Source organism: Streptantibioticus cattleyicolor NRRL 8057 = DSM 46488 (genome assembly GCF_000240165.1).
GTDB classification, from domain to species: Bacteria; Actinomycetota; Actinomycetes; order Streptomycetales; family Streptomycetaceae; genus Streptantibioticus; species Streptantibioticus cattleyicolor.
Genome location: NC_017586.1, coordinates 419,176 through 443,368, shown reverse-complemented (window position 1 = coordinate 443,368; position 24,193 = coordinate 419,176). Strand labels below are relative to the sequence as shown.

The 24,193-nt window shown below is 73.5% G+C and carries 23 protein-coding genes and 1 pseudogene; 11 read left to right on the top strand and 13 right to left on the bottom strand.

The window, feature by feature from the left end; all coding sequences use genetic code 11:
- Position 1: 1 nt before the first annotated feature.
- The 9 genes from SCATT_RS01780 (at position 2) to SCATT_RS01740 (ending at position 12,629) form a co-directional block, all read left to right on the top strand.
- Positions 2-808 (top strand): dihydrodipicolinate synthase family protein, encoded by an 807-nt coding sequence (locus SCATT_RS01780; RefSeq protein WP_014141159.1) that lies wholly within the window; start codon positions 2-4, stop codon positions 806-808.
- The gene (locus SCATT_RS01775; protein ID WP_014627307.1) at positions 805-1,677 is read left to right on the top strand and encodes an iron-containing redox enzyme family protein; all 873 of its coding nucleotides are present in this window, start codon (positions 805-807) and stop codon (positions 1,675-1,677) included. Before SCATT_RS01780 ends, SCATT_RS01775 begins: the two co-directional genes overlap by 4 nt.
- A complete protein-coding gene (locus SCATT_RS37645; protein WP_014141157.1) occupies positions 1,674-1,964 on the top strand; it encodes a Rieske (2Fe-2S) protein in 291 nt (96 codons plus the stop codon). The genes SCATT_RS01775 and SCATT_RS37645 overlap by 4 nt, the downstream gene beginning before the upstream one ends.
- The gene (locus SCATT_RS01765; protein WP_014627306.1) at positions 1,961-3,055 is read left to right on the top strand and encodes a methyltransferase domain-containing protein; all 1,095 of its coding nucleotides are present in this window, start codon (positions 1,961-1,963) and stop codon (positions 3,053-3,055) included. Before SCATT_RS37645 ends, SCATT_RS01765 begins: the two co-directional genes overlap by 4 nt.
- Before the next feature lie 34 nt (positions 3,056-3,089).
- Positions 3,090-6,902 carry a multicopper oxidase domain-containing protein gene (locus tag SCATT_RS01760; protein WP_014141155.1) on the top strand — a complete coding sequence of 1,271 codons (3,813 nt, stop codon included), beginning with the start codon at positions 3,090-3,092 and terminating at the stop codon, positions 6,900-6,902.
- On the top strand, positions 6,899-7,615 hold the full coding sequence (locus SCATT_RS01755) for a DsbA family oxidoreductase (protein ID WP_014141154.1): 717 nt from the start codon (positions 6,899-6,901) through the stop codon (positions 7,613-7,615). Before SCATT_RS01760 ends, SCATT_RS01755 begins: the two co-directional genes overlap by 4 nt.
- An 80-nt stretch (positions 7,616-7,695) precedes the next feature.
- Positions 7,696-8,322 (top strand): YigZ family protein, encoded by a 627-nt coding sequence (locus SCATT_RS01750; RefSeq protein WP_014141153.1) that lies wholly within the window; start codon positions 7,696-7,698, stop codon positions 8,320-8,322.
- A gap of 135 nt (positions 8,323-8,457) precedes the next feature.
- Positions 8,458-9,624, top strand: coding sequence for an exonuclease SbcCD subunit D (locus tag SCATT_RS01745; protein ID WP_014141152.1), 1,167 nt, complete (start codon positions 8,458-8,460; stop codon positions 9,622-9,624).
- Positions 9,621-12,629 carry an AAA family ATPase gene (locus SCATT_RS01740; protein ID WP_014141151.1) on the top strand — a complete coding sequence of 1,003 codons (3,009 nt, stop codon included), beginning with the start codon at positions 9,621-9,623 and terminating at the stop codon, positions 12,627-12,629. The genes SCATT_RS01745 and SCATT_RS01740 overlap by 4 nt, the downstream gene beginning before the upstream one ends.
- Here SCATT_RS01740 and SCATT_RS40225 read toward each other — a convergent pair.
- From SCATT_RS40225 to SCATT_RS01715, 6 genes are all read right to left on the bottom strand, one after another.
- On the bottom strand, positions 12,590-12,718 hold the full coding sequence (locus SCATT_RS40225; RefSeq protein ID WP_014627304.1) for a hypothetical protein: 129 nt from the start codon (positions 12,716-12,718) through the stop codon (positions 12,590-12,592). The two genes, SCATT_RS01740 and SCATT_RS40225, sit on opposite strands and share 40 nt — an antisense overlap.
- 200 nt (positions 12,719-12,918) lie before the next feature.
- A complete protein-coding gene (locus SCATT_RS01735) occupies positions 12,919-13,479 on the bottom strand; it encodes a GNAT family N-acetyltransferase (protein ID WP_014141150.1) in 561 nt (186 codons plus the stop codon).
- On the bottom strand, positions 13,476-15,191 hold the full coding sequence (locus SCATT_RS01730) for a DUF885 domain-containing protein (RefSeq protein ID WP_014141149.1): 1,716 nt from the start codon (positions 15,189-15,191) through the stop codon (positions 13,476-13,478). Before SCATT_RS01730 ends, SCATT_RS01735 begins: the two co-directional genes overlap by 4 nt.
- Before the next feature lie 115 nt (positions 15,192-15,306).
- Entirely contained in the window at positions 15,307-16,761 is a 1,455-nt protein-coding gene (locus tag SCATT_RS01725; RefSeq protein WP_014141148.1) for a GNAT family N-acetyltransferase, read from the bottom strand.
- 272 nt (positions 16,762-17,033) lie between these two features.
- A complete protein-coding gene (locus SCATT_RS01720; protein WP_014141147.1) occupies positions 17,034-17,393 on the bottom strand; it encodes a hypothetical protein in 360 nt (119 codons plus the stop codon).
- A 33-nt stretch (positions 17,394-17,426) separates the two neighbouring features.
- Positions 17,427-18,173, bottom strand: a complete 747-nt coding sequence (locus tag SCATT_RS01715) for an SDR family oxidoreductase (protein WP_014141146.1) — start codon at positions 18,171-18,173, stop codon at positions 17,427-17,429.
- A 311-nt stretch (positions 18,174-18,484) separates the two neighbouring features.
- Here SCATT_RS01715 and SCATT_RS01710 point away from each other — a divergent pair, with 311 nt between their 5' ends.
- A complete protein-coding gene (locus tag SCATT_RS01710) occupies positions 18,485-19,267 on the top strand; it encodes a GntR family transcriptional regulator (RefSeq protein WP_014141145.1) in 783 nt (260 codons plus the stop codon).
- Positions 19,268-19,271: 4 nt separating this feature from the next.
- Here SCATT_RS01710 and SCATT_RS01705 read toward each other — a convergent pair whose 3' ends face one another.
- The 7 genes and pseudogenes from SCATT_RS01705 to SCATT_RS01680 all read right to left on the bottom strand — a co-directional run bounded on the left by SCATT_RS01705 (position 19,272) and on the right by SCATT_RS01680 (position 22,789).
- A complete protein-coding gene (locus tag SCATT_RS01705; RefSeq protein ID WP_014141144.1) occupies positions 19,272-20,423 on the bottom strand; it encodes an ROK family transcriptional regulator in 1,152 nt (383 codons plus the stop codon).
- Positions 20,424-20,580: 157 nt separating this feature from the next.
- Positions 20,581-20,679, bottom strand: a pseudogene (locus SCATT_RS40695) (mismatch-specific DNA-glycosylase); the annotation flags it as partial.
- A gap of 274 nt (positions 20,680-20,953) precedes the next feature.
- Positions 20,954-21,154, bottom strand: a complete 201-nt coding sequence (locus SCATT_RS01700; protein ID WP_014141142.1) for a hypothetical protein — start codon at positions 21,152-21,154, stop codon at positions 20,954-20,956.
- Between the two features lie 87 nt (positions 21,155-21,241).
- The gene (locus SCATT_RS01695; RefSeq protein ID WP_014141141.1) at positions 21,242-21,487 is read right to left on the bottom strand and encodes a DUF7848 domain-containing protein; all 246 of its coding nucleotides are present in this window, start codon (positions 21,485-21,487) and stop codon (positions 21,242-21,244) included.
- Between the two features lie 47 nt (positions 21,488-21,534).
- Positions 21,535-22,125 (bottom strand): ATP-binding protein, encoded by a 591-nt coding sequence (locus SCATT_RS01690; RefSeq protein WP_231905017.1) that lies wholly within the window; start codon positions 22,123-22,125, stop codon positions 21,535-21,537.
- Positions 22,122-22,469 carry a recombinase family protein gene (locus SCATT_RS01685; RefSeq protein WP_014141139.1) on the bottom strand — a complete coding sequence of 116 codons (348 nt, stop codon included), beginning with the start codon at positions 22,467-22,469 and terminating at the stop codon, positions 22,122-22,124. Before SCATT_RS01685 ends, SCATT_RS01690 begins: the two co-directional genes overlap by 4 nt.
- A complete protein-coding gene (locus tag SCATT_RS01680; protein ID WP_014141138.1) occupies positions 22,466-22,789 on the bottom strand; it encodes a recombinase family protein in 324 nt (107 codons plus the stop codon). The genes SCATT_RS01685 and SCATT_RS01680 overlap by 4 nt, the downstream gene beginning before the upstream one ends.
- A gap of 222 nt (positions 22,790-23,011) precedes the next feature.
- Between SCATT_RS01680 and SCATT_RS01675 the strand changes: the two genes are divergently transcribed.
- Positions 23,012-24,178 carry a helix-turn-helix transcriptional regulator gene (locus tag SCATT_RS01675; protein ID WP_014627301.1) on the top strand — a complete coding sequence of 389 codons (1,167 nt, stop codon included), beginning with the start codon at positions 23,012-23,014 and terminating at the stop codon, positions 24,176-24,178.
- Positions 24,179-24,193 lie beyond the last annotated feature (15 nt).

Below are 24,193 nucleotides of genomic sequence, written 5' to 3'. Positions count from 1 at the left end.
GGTGTTCCACGGAGTGACCGTCGCCCTGGTGACACCGCTCACCGGCGCCGGTGAGGTCGGCCGCCGGGACGTCGCACGGCTGGTGGCATCGGTGCGCCCCCATGTGGACGCCCTGCTGCCGGCGCTCAGCACCGGCGAGGGGTGGGCGCTGTCGGACCGGCAGTGGCACGACATGGTGGAGGCCACGGTGGGCTGCGCCGACGGGCTGCCGGTGCTCGCCGGGATCGAGGTGGCCACCACGCACGGGACCGTCCGCCGGGCCCGCGCCGCCGCCCGGCTCGGCGCCCGCGCCGTGGCGGCGACCACCCCCTACGGGGCGGACGTCTCCCAGGACGAGATGTACCGCCACTACGCGCGGATCGCCGACGCCTCGGGGCTGCCGGTGGTCGTCTACCACGAGTCGGAGATCTCGCGGAACACCATCGCCTTCGACACCCTGCTGCGCATCTGCCGGCTGCCGTCCGTGGTGGCCGTCAAGGACTCGGCCGGCGACCCGCTCGCCACCCGCCGGCTCATCGCGGCCCGGCCCGGCGTCGGCGTACTCCAAGGACTGGAACACCTGGTGACGAGCACACCCGGCGTCGACGGGTACGTCATGGCGCTGGCCAACCTCGAACCCGGGCTGTGCGCCGCGATGTACCGGGCGCCCTGCGCCGAGCGGGCCGCCGAACTCGCCGCCGCCTGCGCCCGCCACGGCCTGGACCGCCCCGACTGGTACCGGGCGGTCAAGTCCGAACTGCGCCGCCGCTCGATCCTGACCAGCGACGCCACCGTCGACCCCGGATGCCCGGAAGGAACGCCCGTATGACCACGGCGACCACCCCACCGGCGGACCGCCCGGCCGGCCACGGGCCGGCAAACGCCCCCCTCAAACGCCTCTTCCTGCACAACCGTTCACTGCCCACCGCCCGTACCGTCCGCGCCATCGAGGAGCTGGAGGACGGATGGATACGGCCCAAGGTGGCCGACCTGACCGCCCGCACCCCGGCCCTTTCCTCCCGCGCCGACTGGATCGAGGCGCTCGACGCCCTGCTCGCCGAGGAGGCCAAGGGCACCGGGACCGGACGCTACCTGGCCGAGAAGGCGAGCCGCGCGGAATTCACCTCCGTGGTACGGCAGTTCGCCCTCGACGGGCTGACCGAGGCGCAGAACTTCTTCCCGGCCGTGCCCCGGCTGCCGATCAGGGCGCAGATGGCCGTGATGCGCGTCCTGATCGACGAGTTCGGCTGCGGCAACCTCCAGCAGGCCCACTCCAGGCTCTACCTCGACCTGCTCGGTGAACTCGGACTCCCGCAGCACCTGGACGCCTTCATCGACACCACCACCGAGGAGACCTACGCCTTCCTCGACGTCTTCTACTGGCTCACCCAACGCGCCCCCACCGTCGAGTACTTCCTCGGCGCCCTCGCCTACCTGGAGGCGTCCATCCCGCAGGCGTTCACCGTCCAGGCCGAGGCGTGCCGGCGCCTCGGCGTCACCAACAGCCGCTACTACACCGAGCACCTGCACATCGACACCTTCCACCGCCAGGAGATGCAGCTCGCCATCCGCGAGTACGATGCGGCGCACGGCCTGGACGCCACCAAGGTGTGGATCGGCGCCCTGCTGCTGTCCGACCTGATCGGCACCGCCTTCGACACCGCCGTCACCCGCGCCCGGGCGGAGGTGACGCGGTGAACGCCGAACTGCGGGAGACCGCCGACGGCCGGCAGGTCGAGGTGACCGTCGCCGGATGCCGCTTCCTGATCGACGCCGCCTGCCCGCACCGCAAGGGCCGCCTGGTGCACGGCTACGTCAACGCCCGGTCGCTGCGCATCACCTGCCCGCTCCACCACAGCTCCTTCGAGCTGGCCACCGGCCGCCCGGTGACCGGCCCGGCCACCGAGCCGCTGGCCGTTGGGCGGTGCGACGACGCCCCCGACGGCGCCCCGGCGCCCGCGACCCCGGAAGGAGAAGCGCGTTGACCACCCCGGCCGGAACGAGCACCGGCGGCACCGCACCCGCCGGCCACCACCCCGAACAGGTCTGGCTGCCCGCCTCCGAAGGGCTCCTCGCCTGGGACGAGGGCTTCCACGACCTGATGCTCGGCGACACGCTGCGCATGAACGCCTTCCGGACCGCGATCACCGAGACCGTCCGCCCCGGCGACCGGGTGCTCGACCTGGGCACCGGCACCGGCATCCTGGCCCGCTGGGCGCTGGAGGCCGGCGCCGCCCGGGTCTACGGCCTCGACCTCGGCGAAGACGTACTGCGCACCGCCACCCGGCGCCTGGCCGCGGCCGGCTACGACGCCACCCGCTTCATACCGGTGCACGGACTCTCCTTCGACACCGAACTCCCCGAACGCGTCGACGTCGTGGTCTCCGAAACCATCGGCAACCTCGCCGACAACGAGAACGCCGCCGCGATCCTGCACGACGCGCACCGCCGCTTCCTCGCCCCCGGCGGCACCATGCTGCCCCGGCGCGTGGAGAGCTACCTGGTGCCGGTCGCGGCCGAACGCGCCCACGCCCAACTGCGCGGCGGCGCCCCGCAGGACCTCCCGGACCGCCGGCGCTTCACCGAACTGCTGCGCCGCCGCGGCGCCCGTGACCCGTTCGACCTCTACTACGACGTGGTGATCCCGCTCGCCCGCCACCTGGCGGCGCCGCGGATCGTGCGCCAGTACGACCTCCAGTCCCCGGACGGCGCACCGCGCACCTCCTACCAGGTGGCGCTGGCCTACACCGCCCGCCGGGACGGGGTGCTCACCGGCTTCAAGGGCTACTTCGTGGCGACGCTCTCCGACACCGTCGCCCTGGACATCTCCGGCGACGACATCGCGGCGCGCACCGCCTCCGACAGCTGGAAGCACTGCTACCTGCCGATCGCCGAACCGGTGCCGGTGCGCCGCGGCGACCGGATCGTGCTCTCCTTCAGCCGCTCCCGCCCGGCCGGCGCGGACACCACCTTCGAGCAGTCCTACCGCTGGTCCGGACAGGTCCTCGGCGAGGACGGCACCGTGGCCCGGTTCGCCCACGGCACCGGCCGCCACCTCGACCCCATCACCAACTGAACCACCGCAACCGAACACGGGGGAACCACCCACAGTGAACACCGACACACCGGCCCCGGCCCGGCAGCACACCCGCACCTACGACGTCGTCGCGCTGCACGTGCCCATCGCCTACAACACCTTCGGCGACCACGACCGCGACGGCGCCCTGTACACCCTCGCCCAGGACGCCGAGCAACTGCGCGCCGTCGCCGCCACCTGGCCGAACCCGTTCCCGAACTACCTCACCGACCCCGACCAGGTGCCCCAGCCCCACCCGCTGGCCCGGCCGCTGGTGCTGCGCGCCCGCCGCGGCGAACACCTGCGGGTCCGGCTCGCCAACGAACTGCCGCACCCCGTCGGCATCACCATGCAGGGCGTCCGCTACGACCCCAGGACCATGGACGGGCTGGCGGCCGGCGCCAACCCGGACACCAGCGTCCCGCCCGGCGGCACCCGCACCTACGAGTGGGTCTGCGAACACGAGGGCGTCTTCCACTTCGGCAACATGGCCGACCCGCGCGGCGAGGGCACCCAGAGCCACGGCCTCATCGGCTGCCTGGTCGTCGAGGCGCCCGAGGCCACCTGGACCGACCCGGAGACCGGGTACCCGCTCGCCTCCGGCCTCTACGCCGACGTCCACCTGCCGGACCGCAGCTTCCGCGAGTTCGTCGTCTTCATGATGGAGTACCCGAGCAACGACAACCCGGCGACCCCGCCGCCGATGGGCATGCCGATGCCCATGGCCGCGCCGATGTCCATGCCGTCCGGCGCCGCCGCGCACGACCCGGCCCAGACCGCGGCGGCCACCGGACGGCCGTCCCGGGTCCCCGGCATACCGGGCTCCGACAGCCTCGCCGACCTCACCCCGCCCAACAACGCCATGCTGCCGGTCAACCTCCGCATCGAGCCGATGGAATGGCGGATGTACCGGTACCAGCAGATGCTGGCGCAAGGGCAGCTCGACCCGGTGCGCGACGCCCAGACCGGCGAGGAGATGCACCACAGCTCCTGGATGTTCGGCGACCCCTCCACCCCGGTGCTGCGCGGCTACTCCGGCGACCCGGCGGTGATCCGCCTGGTGCACGGCGGCATGCGCGACACCCATGTCTTCCACACCCACCTCCACCAGTGGCACACCGACCCCGCCGACCCGGCCTCGCCGATCGTCGACTCGGTCAGCATCAGCCCGCAGGAGGGGCTGACCCTCGACCTGATCGGCGGCCTCGGCTCCCGCCAGCACGCGGTGGGCGACTCCATCTGGCACTGCCACATGTACGTCCACTTCGACATGGGCATGTGGGGCATGTTCCGGCTCTTCGACACCCTCCAGGACGGCTCCGGCAGCTACCCCGACGGGCGTCCCATCACCGCCCTCGCCCCGTTGCCGCACCGCGCGCCGCCGCCGCGGCCCACCCCGGAACACCCCGGCTTCCCCGGCTTCATGGCGCAGGCCGCCAGCTACCCGCAGAAGAACCCGCGCCCGCCGCGCACCCCGCACCAGCCCGAGGGCATGGGCCGCCCGCCGACGCCGCTGGAGGAGGCCGCCTTCTGTCCGGACCCGCAGCCCGGCGAGGCGTTCACCAAGATCGGCCCGCCCGGCGCCCCGGTACGCCGCTTCCACCTCGTCGTCGCCACCGGCACCCTGTACTACCACGGCGACCCCACCCGTGAAGGCGCCATGACCTGGCACGACCACGGCGGCCACTTCTTCGCGCTGGCCGAGGAGATCGAGGAGGCGGGCGGCCTCGCCGCCTTCCAGCGCCAACTGGAGAGCGGGGAAAGCCGGTTGGAGCCGCTGGTCATCCGGGCCCGCAAGGGCGAGGTGCTGGAGTTCACCGTCACCAACATGCTCCCGCACGGCCCCCAGCCGGCCACCGCGTTCGACCCCGCGCTGCCCTTCCAGCCCGAATGCGGCCTCCACACCCACCTGGTCAAGTACGACCCGCTGATCTCCGACGGCTCCGCCATCGGCTGGAACTACCTGTCCGGCACCGCCACCGCCGACCAGGGCGAGGAGGCGTTCGCCCGGTACAACTCGTGGACCTACCGCTGGTACCTCGACGAGGACTTCGGCACCGTCTTCTTCCACGACCACCTGCTCGCCAACCACCGCCAGCGGCATGGCCTGTTCGGCGCCCTGATCGCCGAACCCGAGGGCGCCCGCTGGGTGGCCCCCGACGACCACACCAGGGAACTGCGCCGCGGCACCCAGGCCGTGATCCAGCTCCCCGACGGCAGCGCGCACCGCGAAGCCGTCCTCGCCGTCGCCGACTTCATCCCGATGGTCAAGCACCTCCAGCACGGCGACGGCCACGCCGCCCCCGCCACGGCCGCCCCCGCCGACGGCATGAGCGGCATGGGACCCATCAACCCGCCGCCCTACCCCGGCAGCCCCGACGACCAGGGCGTGGTCGGCGTCAACTACCGCTGCGAGCCGCTGTCCGAACGCGGCGGCGACCCCGCCGACTGGTTCTCCAGCGACGTCCACGGCGACCCCGGCACCCCGCTGCTGCGCGCCTACCCCGGCGAGGACGTCCGGCTCCACGTCCTCCAGGGCTCCCACGACCTCCAGCACAGCTTCACCCTGCACGGCGGACGGTGGCGCGAATGGCCCGGCCGCTCCGACACCGCCTGGCGCGACGAGCTGAGCATCGGCATCTCCAACGTCGCCGAACTACGGGTCGCCGACGGCCTCGGCCCCGGCGACCACCTGTGGGCCTTCTGCGCCAGCGACGACCTGTGGCTGGGCTGCTGGGGGCTGCTGCGCCTGCACGACGCGCCCGCCGCCGACCTGCCGCCGCTGCCCACCGCCGACCTCGGCCGCCAGCCGCTGCCGCCCCGGCAGGCCGTTCGCCGCTTCACCGTCCGCGCCCGCGCCCGTACCGTCACCTACAACGACCAGCGCAACGACCCCTACGGCCTGGTCTACACCGTCGACGGCGCGCCCGAGGACGACGGCCCGCTGGTGCTGCGCTGCCGGGCCGGGGAATGGGTCGAGGTCACCCTCGTCAACGAACTCGACGGCCCGCCGCCCGCCAGCCCCCTCGACCCCGGACTGATGGCCGAGGACGACCCGGGCAGCCGCACCGTCTCCGGCCGGGTGTCGCTCCATCCGACACTGCTGCGGTACGACGTCCGCCTCGACGACGGCACCCACGCCGGCCACAACGAGGACAGCACCGTCAAACCCGGCGGCGCCCGCACCTACCACTGGTACGCCGACACCCCCGGCGTCAGCCTGCTGCGCGACACCGCCGACGTCGTCAGCCACATGCGCCGCGGCCTGGTCGGCGCGCTCGTCGTCGAGGACGCCGACGCCACCCCGCGCGACCCGCGCACCGGACGCGAACGCTGGACCGGCGAACAGGCCGTGGTCCACCGCCCCGGCCGCTCCGCCCTCCACGAACTGGTGCTGATCACCCAGGACGGCCTGCGCCTCTACCACGACGGCGACCTCACCCAGCCGGTCACCGACCTGTTCTCGGACAGCCCCGACGACGCCGGGCAGAAGGCGTACAACTACCGCACCGCCGCCCTGCACCCGCTGCACCCGGTGCTCTCCGACCCGCACCCGCCCACCCCGCTGCTGCACTGCCGGGCCGGTGACGAGGTCGCCATCCACCTGGCGATCGGCGCCTCCCGCAGCCGCAACCAGTGCTTCACCGTCCACGGCCAGGTCTGGGACGCCTCCGAGACCGGCCTGGGCCGCCACGTCTCCACCATCGGCGCCCTCGGCTCCGGCGCCACCCGCACCGTCCGCTTCCGCGCCGACCACCCCGGCGACCTCCTCTACCGCACCGGCAACCTCCACTGGGGGGTCAGCGAGGGCTGGTGGGGTCTGATCCGGGTATCGGAGAGGTCGTGACCCCTACCCCGAGCGACCCCAGGCTGCCCGCCGGCCCCGACACCATCGCCGTCCACACCGACCTCAACTGCTCCTTCGCCCACGTCGCCGTCCACCGGCTGCACGTCACCCGCCGCCGGCTCGGCCTCGAAGGACGTCTGTGGTTCGACTTCCGCGCCTTTCCACTGGAACTGTTCAACGAGGAGGTCAACGCCCGCCCCGGCGTCGATTCCGAGATCGCGGTCCTCGGCGCCCTCGAACCCGAGGCCGGCTGGCGGCTGTGGCAGGGCCCCGACTGGGCCTATCCGGTCACCACGCTGCCCGCGCTGGAGGCCGTGCACGCCGCCAAGGCACAGGGCTGGCACGCCAGCGAGCAGCTCGACCGGGCGCTGCGCCGCGCCTTCTGGGCCGAGAACCGGTGCATCTCGCTGCGCCACGTCATCCTGGAGGTGGCCGGGGCGACCGGCGCGGTGGACGTGGCCGCGCTCGCCGCCGCCCTCGACTCCGGCTCCGCCCGCGCCGACGTCATGGCCCAGTTCCGCGCCGCCCGGCACGGCAAGGTCGTCTGCAGCCCGCACATCTTCCTGCACGACGGCACCGACAGCGCCAACCCCGGTATCACCGCCCGCTGGGTCAACGGCGACTTCGGCGTCGGCTACCCGGTCATCGACGCCGACCACCCCGAGGTCTACGAAGACCTCCTCACCAAGGCCGCCGCCCTCGCCGGCCTGTGACCCGGGCACCACCACACCGGCCGTCCCACCGCACCCGGCGGCGGGACGGCCGCGCCGCCGGGTGCGGCTAGGCTGACGTGATGCAGGAGCGGTACCTGACCGTCGCACGGCCCGGCGTGCACGAGGTCGAGATCAGCAGATCACGGTTCATCTGCTCGCTGGCCCCGGTGGCCGACGAGGCGGAGGCGCAGGCGTTCGTACGGCGCGTCCGCGCGGAACACCCGACGGCCACCCACAACTGCTACGCGTACGTGATCGGCGCCGACGGCTCGGCGCAGAAGGCGAGCGACGACGGCGAACCCGGCGGCACCGCCGGGGTGCCGATGCTCCAGATGCTGGTCCGCCGCGAGGTGCGCTACGTCGCGGCCGTCGTCACCCGCTACTACGGCGGCGTCAAGCTGGGCGCCGGCGGGCTGATCCGGGCCTACGGGGGAGTGGTCGGCGAGGCGCTCGACACGCTGGGCACCGTCACCCGGCACCGCTTCCGGCTGGCCACCGTGACCGTCGACCACCAGCGGGCGGGCAAGCTGGAGAACGACCTGCGGGCCACCGGACGCCTGGTGCGCGAGGTGGACTACGCCGAGGCCGTCACCATCGAGGTCGCACTCCCCGAGGCCGACGTCGAGCCGTTCCGCGGCTGGCTGGCCGACGCCAGCTCCGGCACCGCCGCCCTGACGCTGGGCGGGGAGACCTACGGCACCGTGTGAGCCGGGGGAAAACCGAGGTCCGTGCGGTATCCGGGGCAGGCGGACGCTAGGGTCTGGCGTGGCGGCCGGCCGATCCGGGCACCGGCGCCGATCTCAACCGGGGAGGACGAGGACGATGCTGGCCGGAGCGGTCTCGTGAGGTTCCTGCACACCTCCGACTGGCACCTGGGACGTTCCTTCCACCGGGTGAACATGCTCTCCGCGCAACGGGCCTTCCTCGACCACCTCGTCACCGTGGCGCGCACCGAGCGGGTGGACGCCGTCCTGGTCGCCGGGGACGTCTACGACCGGGCCGTGCCGCCGCTGCCCGCCGTGGAGCTCTTCGACGACGCGCTGCACCGCCTCGCCGAGCTGGGCGTGCCCACCGTGATGATCTCCGGCAACCACGACTCGGCCCGGCGGCTCGGGGTGGGCGCCCGGCTGATGGCGCCCGCCGGGATCCATCTGCGTACCGACCCCGAGGCGTGCGCCACCCCCGTCGTGCTGCGCGACGCCCACGGCGAGGTGGCGGTGTACGGGCTGCCGTACCTGGAGCCGGCCCTGGTGCGCGACGCCCTCGGCGCCGCCCGGGGCGACCACGCAGCCGTCCTGGGCGCCGCCATGGAACGCGTCCGCGCCGACCTGGCCGCCCGCCCCGCCGGCACCCGCTCCGTCGTCCTCGCCCACGCCTTCGTCACCGGCGGCGCCCCCTGCGACAGCGAACGCGACATCACCGTCGGCGGGGTCGCCGCGGTCCCCGCCGACACCTTCCACGGCGTGGACTACGTCGCCCTCGGCCATCTGCACGGCTGCCAGACGCTCACCGAACGCGTCCGCTACTCCGGCTCACCGCTGGCCTACTCGTTCTCCGAGGCCGCCCACCGCAAGAGCGTGTGGCTGGTGGACCTGGGCGCGCGCGGCGAGATCACCGCCGAACGCGTCGACTGCCCGGTGCCCCGGCCGCTGGCCCGGATCCGCGGCCCGCTGGAGGACCTGCTGGCCGACCCGGCGCTCGACCGCCACGAGGACGCCTGGGTGGAGGCGACCCTCACCGACCGGCACCGCCCCCACGAGCCGATGGCCCGGCTCGCCGAACGCTTCCCGCACATCCTGGCGCTCGCCTTCGAACCGGAGGGCGCGCAGGACCGCGACGGGGTCTCCTACGCCCGCCTGCTGCACGGCCGCACCGACCAGCAGATCGCCGAGGACTTCGTCTCCCACGTCCGCGGCAGCGGCCCCGACGACGCCGAACGCGCCGTACTGCGCGAGGCGTTGGACGCCGCCCGGCTCCACGAGGGCCTGGCACGGGAGGCGGGCCGGTGAGGCTGCACCGGATGACGGTCACCGCGTTCGGGCCGTACCGCGGTACCTGCGAGATCGACTTCGACCGGCTCTCGGCCGCAGGCCTGTTCCTGCTGCACGGCGCCACCGGGGCCGGCAAGACCTCGGTGCTCGACGCCGTCTGCTACGCCCTGTACGGCGGCGTGCCCGGCACCCGGCAGGTCACCCGGCTGCGCAGCGACCACGCCGACCCCAACACCCCCACCGAGGTCGTCCTCGAACTCACCGTCGGCGACCGCCGGTTGGAGCTGACCCGCCGCCCCGAACAGCCGCGCCCCAAGAAGCGCGGCGCCGGGACCACCGCGGAGAAGGCCGTCAGCCGGCTGCGGGAACGGCTGCCCAGCGGCGAGTGGAAGGCGCTCAGCCGCTCCCACCAGGAGATCGGCGAGGAGATCACGGGGCTGCTCGGGATGAGCCGCGAGCAGTTCTGCCAGGTCGTGCTCCTGCCGCAGGGCGACTTCGCGAGGTTCCTGCGCGCCGACGCCGACGACCGCGAGAGGCTGCTCGGCAGGCTCTTCGACACCGGCCGCTTCGGCGCCGCCGAATCCTGGCTCGCCGACCGCCGCCGCGCGGCCGAGCAGCGGGTGCGCGCCCACGACGAACGCCTCCTCGCGCTCGCCGAACGCATCGGCCAGGCCGCCGGGCCCGCCGCCGAGACCCCGTTGCCCGACCTGGCGCCCGGCGAACCCGGCACCGCCGAGACCGTCCTGGCCTGGGCCGCCGCCGCCCGCGTCACCGCCCGGGAACACCGTCAGGCCGCCGCCCTCGCCCTCCAGGCTGCCGAGGGCGCCCACGTCGCCGCCCAGGCCGCCCTCGACGAGGCCCGCGAGACCGCCCACCTCCAGGCCCGCCACCACGCCGCCCGGACCCGGCTCGCCGCACTCGACGCCCTGCGGGACGAGACCGAGCAGGCCCGCACCCGGCTCGACCGGGCCGCCGCCGCGGACGCGGTCACCCCGCTGCTCGACGCGCACGCCGCCGCCGTCCGCGAACACCAGCGGGCCCAGGCCACCGAGGCCGCCGCCCGCGACCGGCTCCCGGACGGCCTCGCCACCGCCGACCCCGAACGGCTCACCGCCAAGGAACACCAGGCCCGCCGCCGGCTCGGCACCCTCGACGCCGCCCGCCGGGCCGCCGAACGCGCCGCCGCGCTCACCGCCGAACGCGACCGGCTCGACCGCGACGCCGCCGCCGACGAGGAACTGGACCGCGAGGCCACCGCCTGGCTGTCCGGCTGGCCGCCGGTCCGCGACCGGCTCGCCCGCCGCATCGACGCCGCCCACGAGGCCGCCGCCCGCGCCGAACAGCTCGCCGCCCGCCTCGACGGCGCCCACCGCCGCCTCGACGCCGCCCGCCGCCGCGACGAGTCGCGGCAGGCCGCCCGGGACGCCGAGGCCCGGCTGCTGCGCGCCCGCGAGGAGGCCGCCACCGCCCAGGAACGCTGGCTCGACCTCAAGGAACGCCGGCTGCGCGGCATCGCCGCCGAACTCGCCGCCGCGCTCGCGCCCGGCGCCCCCTGCCCGGTGTGCGGCGCCGCGGATCACCCCGCCCCGGCCACCGCCGGCGCCGGCCACGTCGACCGGGCCGCCGAGGAGGCCGCGCACACCGCGTACCGGCGCGCCGAGGAGGAACGCGCCCGGGCCGAGGCCCAGTGCCACACCCTCGGCGAACGGCTCGCCGCCGCGCTCACCGAGGCCGGCGACGACCCGGCCGCCCGCCTCGCCGCCGAGGCCGACGAGCTGGCCGCCGCCCACACCGAGGCCCGCCGCGCCGCCGCCGACCTGCACGCCGCCCGCGAGGAACTCACCCGCGCCGAGCGCGAACACGCCGAACGCCTCGCCCTCCAGCAGCAGGCCCGCTCCCGCACCGCCGCCCGCACCTCACGCCGCGAAGCCCTCGAACGCGAACTGGCCGCACTGCGCGCCGAGTTGACGGACCCCGGGGAGGCCGACCGGCTCGCCGCCCACGCCCGCGCGCTCGCCGAGGCCGCCACCGCCGCCCGGGACACGGCGGCGGCCGGCCACCGCCGCGCCGAGGCCGAAGGCCGGCTCGCCGAAGCCGCCCGCCGGGCCGGGTTCACCGGACCCGACGAGGCCGCCGCCGCCGTCCTCGACCCGGCCACCCGCCACCGCCTGCGCCGGCGCGTCGAGGAACACCACGCCGCCACGGCCGCCGCCACCGCCGAACTCGCCGACCCCCAGGTGCGTTCCGCGGCCGACCGTCCCGCCGCCGACCCCGAGGCGTGCCGCCGCGCGCTGGAGGCCGCCGCGACCCGGCTGCGCACCGCCTACGCCGCCGACCAGACCGCCCGCACCCGCTGCGCCGACCTCGACCGGCTCGGCGCCCAGGCCACCCGGCACGCCGCCGAACTCGCCCCGCTGCGCGCCGAACACACCCGGCTGCGCCGCCTGGCCCTGCTGGCCACCGGCCAGTCCGCCGAGAACGAACTGCGGATGACCCTGGAGTCCTACGTGCTCGCCGCCCGGCTGGAACAGGTGGCCGCCGCCGCCAGCCTGCGGCTGCACCGCATGTCCGGCGGGCGCTACACCTTGGAGCACACCGACGCCCGGCGCTCCGGCCGCGGCCGGTCCGGGCTCGGCCTCCAGGTGATCGACGCCTGGACCGGCACCGCGCGGGACACCGCCACCCTCTCCGGCGGCGAGACCTTCTCCGCCTCCCTCGCCCTCGCCCTCGGCCTGGCCGACGTCGTCACCGCCGAGGCCGGCGGTCACAGCAGACTCGACACCCTCTTCATCGACGAGGGGTTCGGCAGCCTCGACGAGCAGACCCTCGACGAGGTCCTCGACGTCCTCGACGGCCTGCGCGAACGCGACCGCACCGTCGGCATCGTCAGCCACGTCGCCGACCTGCGCCACCGCATCCCGGCCCAGCTCCAGGTCGTCAAGGGCCGCGACGGCTCCACGGTGCGCCACCGCACCGCGGCGGGTCACGCCGACAGCGGACGCCGCTCCAGCGGGGAGGAGTAGACGACGCCGGTGGTCACCGGGCCCGGTCCGGAGACCCGGCCGCCGACCTGTTCCGGACGGCCCATCGAGGGCGCCGTCCACCTGCCCACCGCGCGCATCCCCGAGGAGGCCGCCGGGCCACCAAGACCGCGTACGCCCTGGCCTCGGCGGGCTACCGGGTCGAGGAGGTGCTGGGCGGCATCGGGTACGGGATGCGCGAGGGGTTCGCGGTGGAGACGGCCGACGGGGTCGAAGCTCCCCGCCGACCGTCTCCACCGCCCCGATGTCCGGCGCGTCCTGCGGCCGCTGATCAGCGTTCCGGCGCGCGGAGCACGAACATGCGCAGGCCGTCGGCGTCCTCGGCGCGGGTGAAGCCGACGCGGGCCAGGACCCGTTGGGAGGGCGCGTTCCCGGGTTCCGTGGCGGCCAGCACGGTGTCCACCCCGGACCGGGAGAGCGCCCAGCCGGTCAGCAGGCGCAGCGCGTCGGTGGCCCACCCGGCGCCGCGGGCCGACGGGGTCAGGTCGTAGCCGACCTCGACGGAGCCGTCCCGGGGCGGGCCGTGGAAGCCGATGCCGCCGAGGGCCACCCCGTCGGCGGCGCGCAGGATGGCGAAGAGCCCCCAACCCGCCTGGTAGGCACCGGCGTCGGCGGCCTTCACCGTCATCGCGGCGGCGGCCATGGTGCCCTCGCCCGGGCCGCCGTCCAGCCACCGCAGCCCGCCGCCGCGCCCGGCGGCCAGTTCGGCGGCGGCGTCGGCGCCCTGCTCCAGCAGCCGGACCCGGCCGGGGCCGTCCGGCGCCGGGTCCGTGGCCCGCAGCTCCAGCCGGCCGCCGACCCGGCGCGGCAGTATCGTCAGGTCGCCGCTCACAGCTTCGACAACTCGTCCAGCAGGTCGTCGAGGCCCAGCGAGCCCAGCGAGAGGGCGGCCATGTGCCACGCCTTGGGGTCGAAGTCGGCGCCGTGCGCCCGGCGGGCCGCCTCGCGCCCGGCCAGCCAGGCGCGCTCGCCCAGCTTGTAGCCGATCGCCTGGCCGGGCATGCCCAGGTAGCGGATGAGTTCGCTGTCCAGGAACTCCGTCGGCCGGCCGCTGTGCCGCCCGAAGAACTCCCGGGCCAGCTCCGGCGTCCAGGTCTCCCCGCCGTGGTCCCAGCCGATCCGCTCCCCGGCGTCGTCCGGCACCGGCAGGCCCAGGTGCATGCCGATGTCGATGATCACCCGCACCGCGCGCATCTGCTGCGCGTCCAGGTAACCCAGCCGGCGCCCCGGGTCGGTGAGGAACCCCAGCTCGTCCATGAGCCGCTCCGCGTAGAGCGCCCACCCCTCGACGTTGGCGCTGACCAGCCCGATGGTGGCCTGGTAGCGGGAGAGCCGGTCGGCCACGTGGACCCACTGGGCCAGTTGCAGATGGTGGCCGGGCACGCCCTCGTGGTACCAGGTGCTCACCAGGTCGTAGACCGGGAACCGGGTCTCGCCCATGGTGGGCAGCCAGGTGCGGCCGGGGCGGGAGAAGTCCAGCGAGGGGCCGGTGTAGTAGGGCGCGGCGGCGCTGCCCGGCGGGGCGATCATCGCCTCCACCTTGCGCACCGGCTCCGACAGGTCGAAGTGGGTGCCGTCCAGGGCGTCGATCGCCTCGTCCATCAGAGTCTGCAACCAGGCCCGGACCTCCTCGACGCCCTCGATCGCCTGGCCCTCGCGCTCCAGATGGGCCATCGCCTCGCGCGGGGTGGCGCCCGGCAGCACCTTGCCGGCCTCGGCGCGCATCTCGGCCTCGATGCGCAGGAACTCCTGCCAGCCCCAGGCGTACGCCTCGTCCAGGTCGAGGTCGGCGCCGTTCCACTGGCGGGCCCACAGCGCGTACCGCTCGCGGCCGACCGGGTCCGGGGTTCCGGCGATGGCGGGGGCGTAGTCGTCGCGCAGCCAGTCGCGCAGTCCGGCGACGGCCTTGGCGGCCACCCCGGCAGCCTCGGTGAGGCGGCCGGCCCGCTCCTGCGGCCCGGCGGAGACGAACTCGGCGAACCAGCTGCGGTCGCCGTCCACCCACTCGCCCAGCTGCCCGACGACCGCGGCGACCTGGCGGGGCCCGGCCGGCAGCCCCCGGTCCAGCCCGGCCTGGAGCGATTCGCGGTAACCGGCCAGCGCCGCCGGGACGTTGCGCAGCCGCCCCTCGATCGCCGCCCAGTCCTCGTCGGTGGCGGTCGGCATCATGACGAAGACACTGCGCACCGAGTGCACCGGCGAGTTGAGGTTGCTCACCGCGCGCAGCCCCTCGCCGGCCTCGTGCACGGCGAGGCCCGAGGTCAGCCGTTCCCGCAGCAGCTTGGCGCAGCGCCGCTCGGCCTCGTCCAGCGCCGGGTGCGCGGCCTCGGCGGCGTCCAGCCGCTCCAGGGTGCGCCGGGAGAGGTCGGCGAGGGCTTCGAGGCCGGCCGGCGAGAAGTCCGGGAGCCGGTCGTCACCGGGGCTGATCCCCAGGTACTGACCGGTGATCGGGTCGAGATCGGCCAGGGCGTCGACGTACGCGTCGGCGATCGCGCGGGGCAGGGCGGGCTGATCGGCGGCTGAGGCAACAGGTGTTTCGGACATGCGTCCATCCTGGAGCCCGGGCCCGCCCCGCGTCGACGGTTTTCGCCGCGCGGGAACACGGCCCCGGGCAGGCCGGTGGCGTGCGGAACCGGTCGCGTCCCGCACGCCACGGGGGTCAGCGCCCGCCGGCGCCGCCCTCGGCACCGGTGCGCAGGGTGCCGGCCGCGCCGCGGGCGGGCGGCGGAACGGGACGCAGCGCGGCGGTGATCACCAGGGTGCCGTCCTCCACCTGGTAGTCCAGCGGCAGCCCGAGGCCGCGCATGGCGGCGACCATGGCGGTGTTGGAGGAACGGGTGACCGCGTAGACGGCGCCGCAGCCGGCCTCCTCGGCGAGGGCGACGAGCCGGCGCAGCAGCAGGCCGCCGATGCCACGCCGCTGCCAGTCGTCCTCCACCAGCAGCGCCACCTCGGTCTCGTCGCCGTCCCACAGCAGATGGCCGAGGGCGACCAGGCGCCCGGAGGCGGTCTCCACGGCGAGGGTGCGGCCGTGCCGGGGGCTGAGCAGGTGGGCGAGGTAGCGCTCGGCGTCCGGCACCGGACCGTGGTAACGGCCGCGCAGCGTGGCCGGCGTGCAGCGGTCGTGCATGGCGCGGGCGGCGGCCAGGTCGGCCGGGCCCGCCCGGCGCACCGAGATCGCGTTGCCCTCGGGCAGCGTCATCACGTCCCGGTGGCGGGGCATCCGGGGGCCGAGCCGGGCGTCCAGCTCCACCAGGGCCCGGGCGCGGGCGAACTCGGTCGGGGTGAACGGCAGATACGGGCGCTCGACGATCAGGGTGCCGCCCGACGGCTCGCGCAGCCGCAGCACGTGCTCCTCCAGGACGCCCTCCGGCGGCGGAAGTTCACCGGCGCCGGCGGGCGTCGAGCGGATCGTGCAGCGGCCCAGCAACTGACGCAGCGCCAGCGGCAGTTCGGCCGGGTCCAACGCGGTCCGGGTGGCCAGGGTCAGCACCCGGGCCGGGGTGTCCACCAGGTCGTGCGCGTCGGCCCGTTCCAGCCAGGTCTCGCGGCCCCCGGCGGCGCCCACCGCCCGGGCCACGTCCTGCGCCGACAGCTCGCCGGGGGCGCGGACCAGGAACTCGTCCACGGTGCCGGCGGACAGCGGGTGGGTCTGCAGGGTGAGGATGTCGACGCGCAGCGCGGCGAGGGCTCCGCACACCTCGGCCAGGCTGCCGGGGGTGTCGCGCACGGTGGTGCGCAGCCGCCACAGCGCGGTGGCCGGCTCGGCGGCGCCCGGCTCACGGGTGACGGCGGCCGGCGCGGCGGGGGCCGGAGCGGTGCCGGCCGGCGGCGCGTGGCCGTGGTGCCGGGACCACCAGAAGTGGAACCCGGCGGTGGCCAGCAGTACGGCGGCCGAGACCGCGAGCGTCAGCGGGCCGTCGGGGCCGTGCCCGACGACGTTGGCGGCCAGGTCGGCGACGGCCACCGCGACGAAGACGGCGGCGAGTTCCACGGCGTCGCGCCGCCAGTGGTGCCGGGCCCGCCAGGCCGCGCCGGGGCGTCGCCGCGGGGTCGCGGGGGAGGCGTCGGCGGGCGCCGGGTGCGGGTCGTGGGTGCCATGCGTCGGGTCCATGGGCCCCACCCTGCCGAAGGTGTGTTGCATGACCACGAACGATTCATGACCGATGGGTTAAGTGTGCCGGGTCTGCGGTGATTGCCGGATTTACTACCGACAGGCCGGTTTGCCGGAGTCCGTGGCGTTTTCCAGCCGTTTTCGGACGGCTTCCGGGCGAGCGGCCGTCTTTTCCCGCGGCCCCGGGAACCCCCGGCGGCCGTGGGGAGTTGGCAGGGTACGGGCCGGCGCGCGGCACCGGCCCGGCCAGCCCCCCGGCCGGGGCCCGCCGGTCAGGGACCGGTCAGTTCGGCGTGCACCTCGGCCGGGTCCGACCCGTGGCGGTACTCGAAGAAGAGCACCGGGCCGCCGTCGGCCGGCGCCGCCAGGTCACCCACCGGCCCGTCGGCGTCCACCAGGTAGCGCGGCTCGTACCACTGCTGCGCCACCACCGCCAGCGGCCTGCCGTCCGGGCCGCCGGCCCGCAGCACCCACGCCGCCCGTCCGCCGTCGACCGGCGGCGGGAACGACTGCGCCCGCAGTCGGGCCACCGCGTCGCGCAGCGGCGCCCCGGGGGACAGCTCGGGGATCTCGTCGTCCAGGCCGACGTCGTCGGCGGCGTCCACCTTGCTCCTGCCCGCTGTGATCCGCATGGTCGGCAGGGTACGCCGCCGGCTGACGCGCTGTCACAGCCCTCCGGCCACCCGCAGCACCGCCCCCGTGGTGTACGAGGCGTCCGGCGACAGCAGCCACGCCACCGCCCCGGCGATCTCCTCCGGCTGCCCCGGACGGCGCATCGGCACCCGCTCGGGGTTCCGCCACGGCCGCTCCGGGTCGCCCATCGCCGCGTGGATCCCGGTGACCACCATCCCCGGCTGCACCGAGTTGACCCGCACCCCCTGCGGGGCGAGTTCCTTGGCCAGCCCCACGGTGAACGCGTCCACCGCCGCCTTGCTCGCCGCGTAGTGCACGTACTCGCCGGGGCTGCCCAGCGTCGCGCCGGCCGAGGAGATGTTGACGATCGCGCCGCCCTGTCCACCGTGCCGGGTGGACATCGCCAGCGCGGCCCGCCTGGCGCACAGCAGCACGCCGACCACGTTGACCTCCATCACGCGCCGCATCACCGAGGTCGGGGTCTCGGTGAAGGCGCCCAGCGGTCCGGTGATCCCGGCGTTGTTCACCAGCCCGGTCACCGGCCCCAGCGCCTCGGCGGCGGCCTCGAAGAGCCGGTCGACGTCGGCCTCCACGGAGGTGTCGGCCCGCACCGCGACGCACCCCCCGCCCGCCTCGCGGATCCGCTCCGCCACCTCCGTGGCCGCGTCCGTCGCGCGTTCGTAGCCGATGGCGACGCGGTGGCCCCGCGCCGCCAGCCGCAGCGCGACCGCCGCGCCGATGCCGCGGCTGCCGCCGGTGACGACCGTGACGGGGTTCATGGACGTGGCGCTCCTCGGGCCGGGGGAACGGGCGGTGGGCCGCCCGGATGATCGAGAACGCTAGCGCAGCGGCCCCGCGAGGCGGGCATGGCCTGATTTCCCACCTTTCACGAACAGTGCGTGAACGCTCGCCGTAACCTGTCGCATGCGGGCGGTGAGAACGACAGTATTGGTCTTGACCAAGGGTGGGCCCCGCCCTATGGTCGCCTAGTAGTGAAACAACCCTTAATAAACAAGGGTGGATAAAGACGGGGGCCACGCCGACGAGTGGCGACGCCCCCGGTGGCACACGCCGATTCGCGGAGGACAGGGTGGGGACCACGCAGGTCGAGGCGGCGCAGGAGCCGAAGTACTGGCACTTGAAGACCGTCCTGGGTGACGCGCTGGACTCGGAGTTCGCGGTGGGCGAGGTGCTGCCCAACGAACGTGAGCTGGCGGCGCGCTTCGGCGTCGCCCGCGCCACGCTCCGGCAGGCGCTCGAACAGCTGGAGCTGGAAGGCCGGTTGCAGCGCCGCCGCGGCGTCGGCACCACCGTCGCGCCGCCGCGCATCGGCGTCTCCGTCGGCCCCTCGCAAGGGAGTTGGCCCGGCGAGGGCGACGACGCCTGGCACGCCGTCGGCTGCGTCGAGGCCCCCGCCCCGGCCGCCGTCGCCCGCCTCTTCGGCCCCGGGTACGACGCCGGGCGGTCCGTCCACACCATCCGCCGGGTCCGCACCAGCGACGCCCAGCCGGTCGCCACCGACCTGCTCTACGTGCCGCGCGCCTCGGTGCCCGCCCTCTCCCAACTGCTCACCCCGGCCGCCCACCCGCTCGCCGTGCTGCGTGAACTCCACCGGCTGGAGTTGGAGAACGAGGACCGCGCGGTCGAACTCGGCTCGGCCCGCGCCGAGGACGCCAAGCAGCTCGAACGGCTCCCCGGCGCCCCCGTCCTGGTGCTCACCACCCGCTACCACTCCGGCGGCCGGGTGGCCGCGGTCTCGGTCGCCACCTACCGCGCCGACACCTGCCGGCTGACCTTCGGCGACAGCGGCGCCATGGAGATCACCCACCACGACACCGCCTCCGGCGAGGACGATCGGGCCCAGGCCTCCTGAGCGCTCACTGCGCGGCGGTCTCCTCCACCGCGTACAGCCGCTCCTCGACGTGGTCGAGCGCCAGCCGCAGCGCCCCGGTGGCCACCGCTTCCGCGCCCAGCGCCGACATCGCGACCTTCGGCGGACGCAGGCAGTACCGGGCCAACTCCTCGCGCAGCGGCTCCAGCACCACCTCGAACGAGGGCGACCAGCCGCCCAGCACCACCAGCTCCGGGTCGAGCGCCAACGCCAGCGCCGCCACGTCGTGCACCAGCCGGCGGACGAACCTGCGCACCGCCGCCGACGCCTCCGCGTCCCCCCGCGCGGCCAGCGCGAACACCTCCGACATCGCCGGCTCGTCCAACGGGGGCAGCGGGGTGCCGGTGGTCGACAGCAGGATCTCCGGCGCCGCCTCCCGGCCGAGCAGATGGAGCGCGCCGATCTCCCCGGCCGCCCCGCCGAATCCGCGGTGCAGCCGCCCGCCGATCAGCGACCCGGCCCCCGGACTCAGCCCCGCCATCACGTAGACCACGTCGTCGCTGCCGATCGCCGCGCCGGTCCAGTGCTCGGCCAGCACCGCCGCGTTGGCGTCGTTCTCCACCAGCACCGGGCAGCGGAACGAACGCCGCAGCCGCAGCCCCAGCGGCAGCCCGGTCCACCCCGGCAGCGCGGTGCCCAGCCGCACCGTCCCGTCGTGCTCCACGATCCCGGGGCTGCCCACGCCCACCGCCCACAGCGTGCTGCGCGCCACCCCGGTCCTGCGCAACAGGTCGGCCACGGTGACCCGGGCCCGTTCCAGCCGGTCGTCGGCGGCCATCGCCTCGTCCACCGCGACCGCGTGCCGGTCCAGCACCCGCCCGGACAGATCGGCCAGCAGCACCCGTATCCGGTGCGCGCCGATCTCCATGCCGAGCAGATGGCCGGCCTCGGCCCGGAACCGGAACCGGCGTGCCGGACGCCCCTGTTTGCGGACGTCACCGGGGGCCGCCGGAACCTCGACCACCAGGCCGGACTCCATCAGCCCCTCGACGACCCCCTCGACGGTCGGCCGGGACAGGCCGGTGGTGCGCACCAGTTCGGTGAGCGTGGGGGTCTGGGCGCCCCGCAGGGCGTGCAGTACCGCCGCCGAGTTGATCCTGCGCAGCAGGGACGGGTCCCCGCCGGTGAGCCGAGCCAACGTCCGCCCTTCCTGCCGGTGCGCGGTGGTGCGCCGCCGCGCTCGTGTGGCGGGATCGTACCCGCCCGGGCCCGGCGCGGCGAGTGTCCGCGGCTTGGTCCGGACCAGCTCTGACGTGCCATTTCGCGGCCGACCGGGGGAGGGGAGGGCGGCGGGGTCACTCGGCGGCGTCGGCCGCCGCCCGCAGCCGGGCGAACTCCTCGGCCATCTTCTCCAGCGTCCAATGGGCGTTGAGGCCGCTCGAAGCTCTGAGAACTGTGCCTAACATGGTGTAATCAGGGTATAGCGCGTGAAAGTGGACGTGGCCCTCGTGAGCCCCCGTGGCCCGTATCTCAGATATGGATGAGTAAGCCAGAGGTCATCCACGACGAAGGGTTTGAACTGGCTTCAAGACTTCACCGCCAGCAGGAATGATGGCATCGCCGGTTTGGATCTCGACCGTATATTTCGTCAGCCCTCCGACCTTGAACGAGTCATCAGGGCGTACTGTCACGCGTACGGGATGTTCTACGTATTGCGGAGGTTGCGGGCTACTCCGCTTCTATCGTCCCGTCTGGGTTCTGCCGCACAACGGCGTACCCGTGCTTGTTGAGCGTCTCTCGACATCCCTCGCAGTTGTCGGGGTCGAGGCCCGTCATGATCGTCCCACTGGCGACGCCAGGCTTGACCCACTCATGGGTCACCGTGCCCACCTTGCCGCAGTCGGGGCATGTCAGTGTCTGCTCAGCCATGATCGCCCGTTCCTTCGCGCTTGCCGGCCCAGAAGTCGATGAGCCTGACCAACTACGGTAGCGGGCTTGAACGGTTGGTGCTGGTCATCATTGCCACGCTCCCGGCTCTGCCGTGACGAAACTTGCTACCGTCCTTCGGAACCGCTGGTGTCCGGTGTTGCGTACATGCTCAGCGATCCAGCGGTCAACCTTGGCGGCCTCGACTTCTTCCCCCGACTGCGCCCCGCAATCCGCTTCCTCCCCCGTGACGCATTCGGCCGCGTAGGTCGTCTCTGCCGTTGTGTCGGGGTGGATGTCGTAGTTCCGGAACCGGAACGTCTTGGTGGTGCCCATCGCTCGCTCTCTACGTTGGTCGTGGGGTTCTTCTGGGCGACGTCGCGCTACAGGGATCGCAGCCCGGTGAGGACGGCGCGCAGCAAGTCGGGATCAGGCTTCGGAAGGTAGATGGACGCGGGCTTCTTGGCCGCCCGCCGCGGGAGCGGTGGAACGGTCGGTTCAAGCGTCAGCTCCGCCCAGACGACCTTGCCGCCGCTCCTCGGGTAGAAGCGGCCGACCTGACGCGCGACGCTCTTCACGATGAACAGGCCGCGCCCGCTTTCGGGCTCCTCGTCGGCGCCGGCCGTGGGTAGATCGAGCGGTTCACCGTCCGCATCCCACACCTGGATGACGATGCTGTCCTTGCTGGCATGGATGCGCACCCGAAGAAGCTGCAAGCCTTCCAGCTCACCCCAGGACGGTTGCGGCGTCGTTATCCCGGTCGCCTTCACGGCGTTGGTGACCAGCTCCGAGGCGATCAGCTCGGCGGTCTCGGTGAGCCGGGACAGCTTCCAACATGTCAGCGTGTGCCGGATGAACATGCGCGCACAGCTCACGGCCGTTGGCACGGCGGCCAGGTCGAGAGAGAGCGCCAGGGGAGGAAGCTTCAGGGTGGATGTGTCGGTCTCACTCAGCGGGCGGGCAGCGGTAATCACTGGGGTACCTCCCTGTCTGCACCGTCCTCTTTGAGCGTGAGGACTTCGACCCCGGCAGCGTCCTCCAGACGCGAGAGCATCAAGGACTGGAGGAGGCCGTTACGCGAGAAGTGACGTAGGGACGGCACGATCACGACCTCCGCACTCGCGCGCTTCACCTCGGTCACCAGGTCGTTGAACACGCTCTGATCACCGTTCACGAACTCGTTGTAGATGCTGACGAGTTGAAGCCGCTCAACCTGGGCGAACCGGTGGATGCGCGCTTCCATGGCGAGCACCTGCTGACTCGTCACATCACAGAACACGCGCATGTAGCCGTAGGCCACCGACGTCTTGTGGTTCATCGCTGCTGCCCCTGGATCACCCAGAGATGTGCGCCCGTCTCCTGTTCAATGTGCTGCTGCATGGCAGTCTGGAGACCAGGCAGCCGCGCGAAGTGCCAGAGAGACGGCACGATCACGTTCTTCACCTCGGTGCGCTTGATCGCGTCGAGCAAGGTGAAGAACGCCGACTCGGAGGTCGTCGCGTTCTCGGTGAACACATGGCCGAGAGTGAATCCCTCGCGCTCGGCGTACGTCCGCATCGCGCGCCGGACGGACTCCATTTCCTCGTCATCTTCGACAGTGGCAGCCATCCGCATGTAGCCGTACATCTGAGGTCGCATCCGTCCTCCTGGGGGGGGTGGAGGCCGGATCGGTGGCGGGCTCACTCGTCCGGGCACCGCCGGTCCGGCTACGACCCAGAGAAGCCCTCTGAGCTGGGGAAACACCACAGCAGAGGGGCCGCGCGGATGCCGCAAAGGTGCGGCATCGTGGGGGTTTGCCTGCACAGACGGGAGCGGGGCGGTTATGGTGAGTGCTCGCCCCTACCCCCGGAAGGGATACCGATGGCGGCGAAGCGTGTGCGCCTGGCGAGGGTACGCAAGTCAGCGGGATTCAGCCAGGAAAAACTAGCAAATCATCTCGGTGTGGAGCGCTCCACGGTTGGCCGTTGGGAGACTGCCGAGACCGAGCCGCAAGCTTGGCTGCGTCCAAAGCTCGCCCGTGCCCTCAAGGTAACGGATGACGAGCTGCAAGCGCTCCTCGACGATGTAACGGTCGTTCAAGCGGAGCCCAGCGAACGCCTGAACTACGTGCTTCAACACCCTGACGCGGTCGACCTGGTGGCCGTCGCCTACCTGCATGAGCGGCTGCGGCAACTCGATGAGTCCTACGACCAGGCGTCGTCAACCAGCCTGCTCGGCCCAGCTGGACAGGTATACGGGCAAGTGACGTTCCTCCGGGAGAACGCCACGAACCCCCGCGTTCGTCGGGCGCTCTACGAAGTCGAAGCCGATTCGGCAACCTTCATGAGTCAACTGGTCTGGGACGTCAGCCAGCGGCGCGACCACCATGCGCCCCTTGGCTACCTCGATGAAGCAGTGAACGCAGCACGGCACGTCCGTGACGCTGGTGTCGAGTCCTACGCCGTGCTTCGGAAGAGCTTCATCGCTCTCTATGGCGAGAAGAATGCCATCAAGGGACGTGAACTTGCCCAGCAGGCTGCCGACGTGGCTCAGCTCGCCAGCCCCTCACTCGTTGGCCTCAGCCTCCTTCACGTCGCCGAGGGGTACGCCATGACGGGCGACCTCAAGGAGTGTGAAGCAGCGCTCAAGAAGGCAGAAGCTCAGTTCGACCTTGTGACCCCGGATGACGTGGCCGCTCCGTACTACTCGCCAAACGAGTTCGACCGACTCGCTGGCTCCTGTTACTTGTTCCTCGGTCTGCCCGGAAGGGCGGAGCCGATCCTCCGGGCGACCACGGCTTCGCTCGCGGACAAGAGGAAGAGCCAGGCCATCGCCCTTGGCAACCTGAGCCTGAGTCTCATCCGGCAGCGCAAGTGCGACGAAGCAGCAGCAACCCTGCATCGGACGATTGATGCCGTCGAGCTCACCCGTGGCGGTGGTGGGCTTAACCTGGCCTTCCAAGCAGGCAGGGAGCTGCATGAGTGGCGAGCGGAACCGTGGGTGCAGGACATCAACGACCGACTCCTAGCGCTGATGGCCGCCGTCTAGGACGCCGACGAGGAG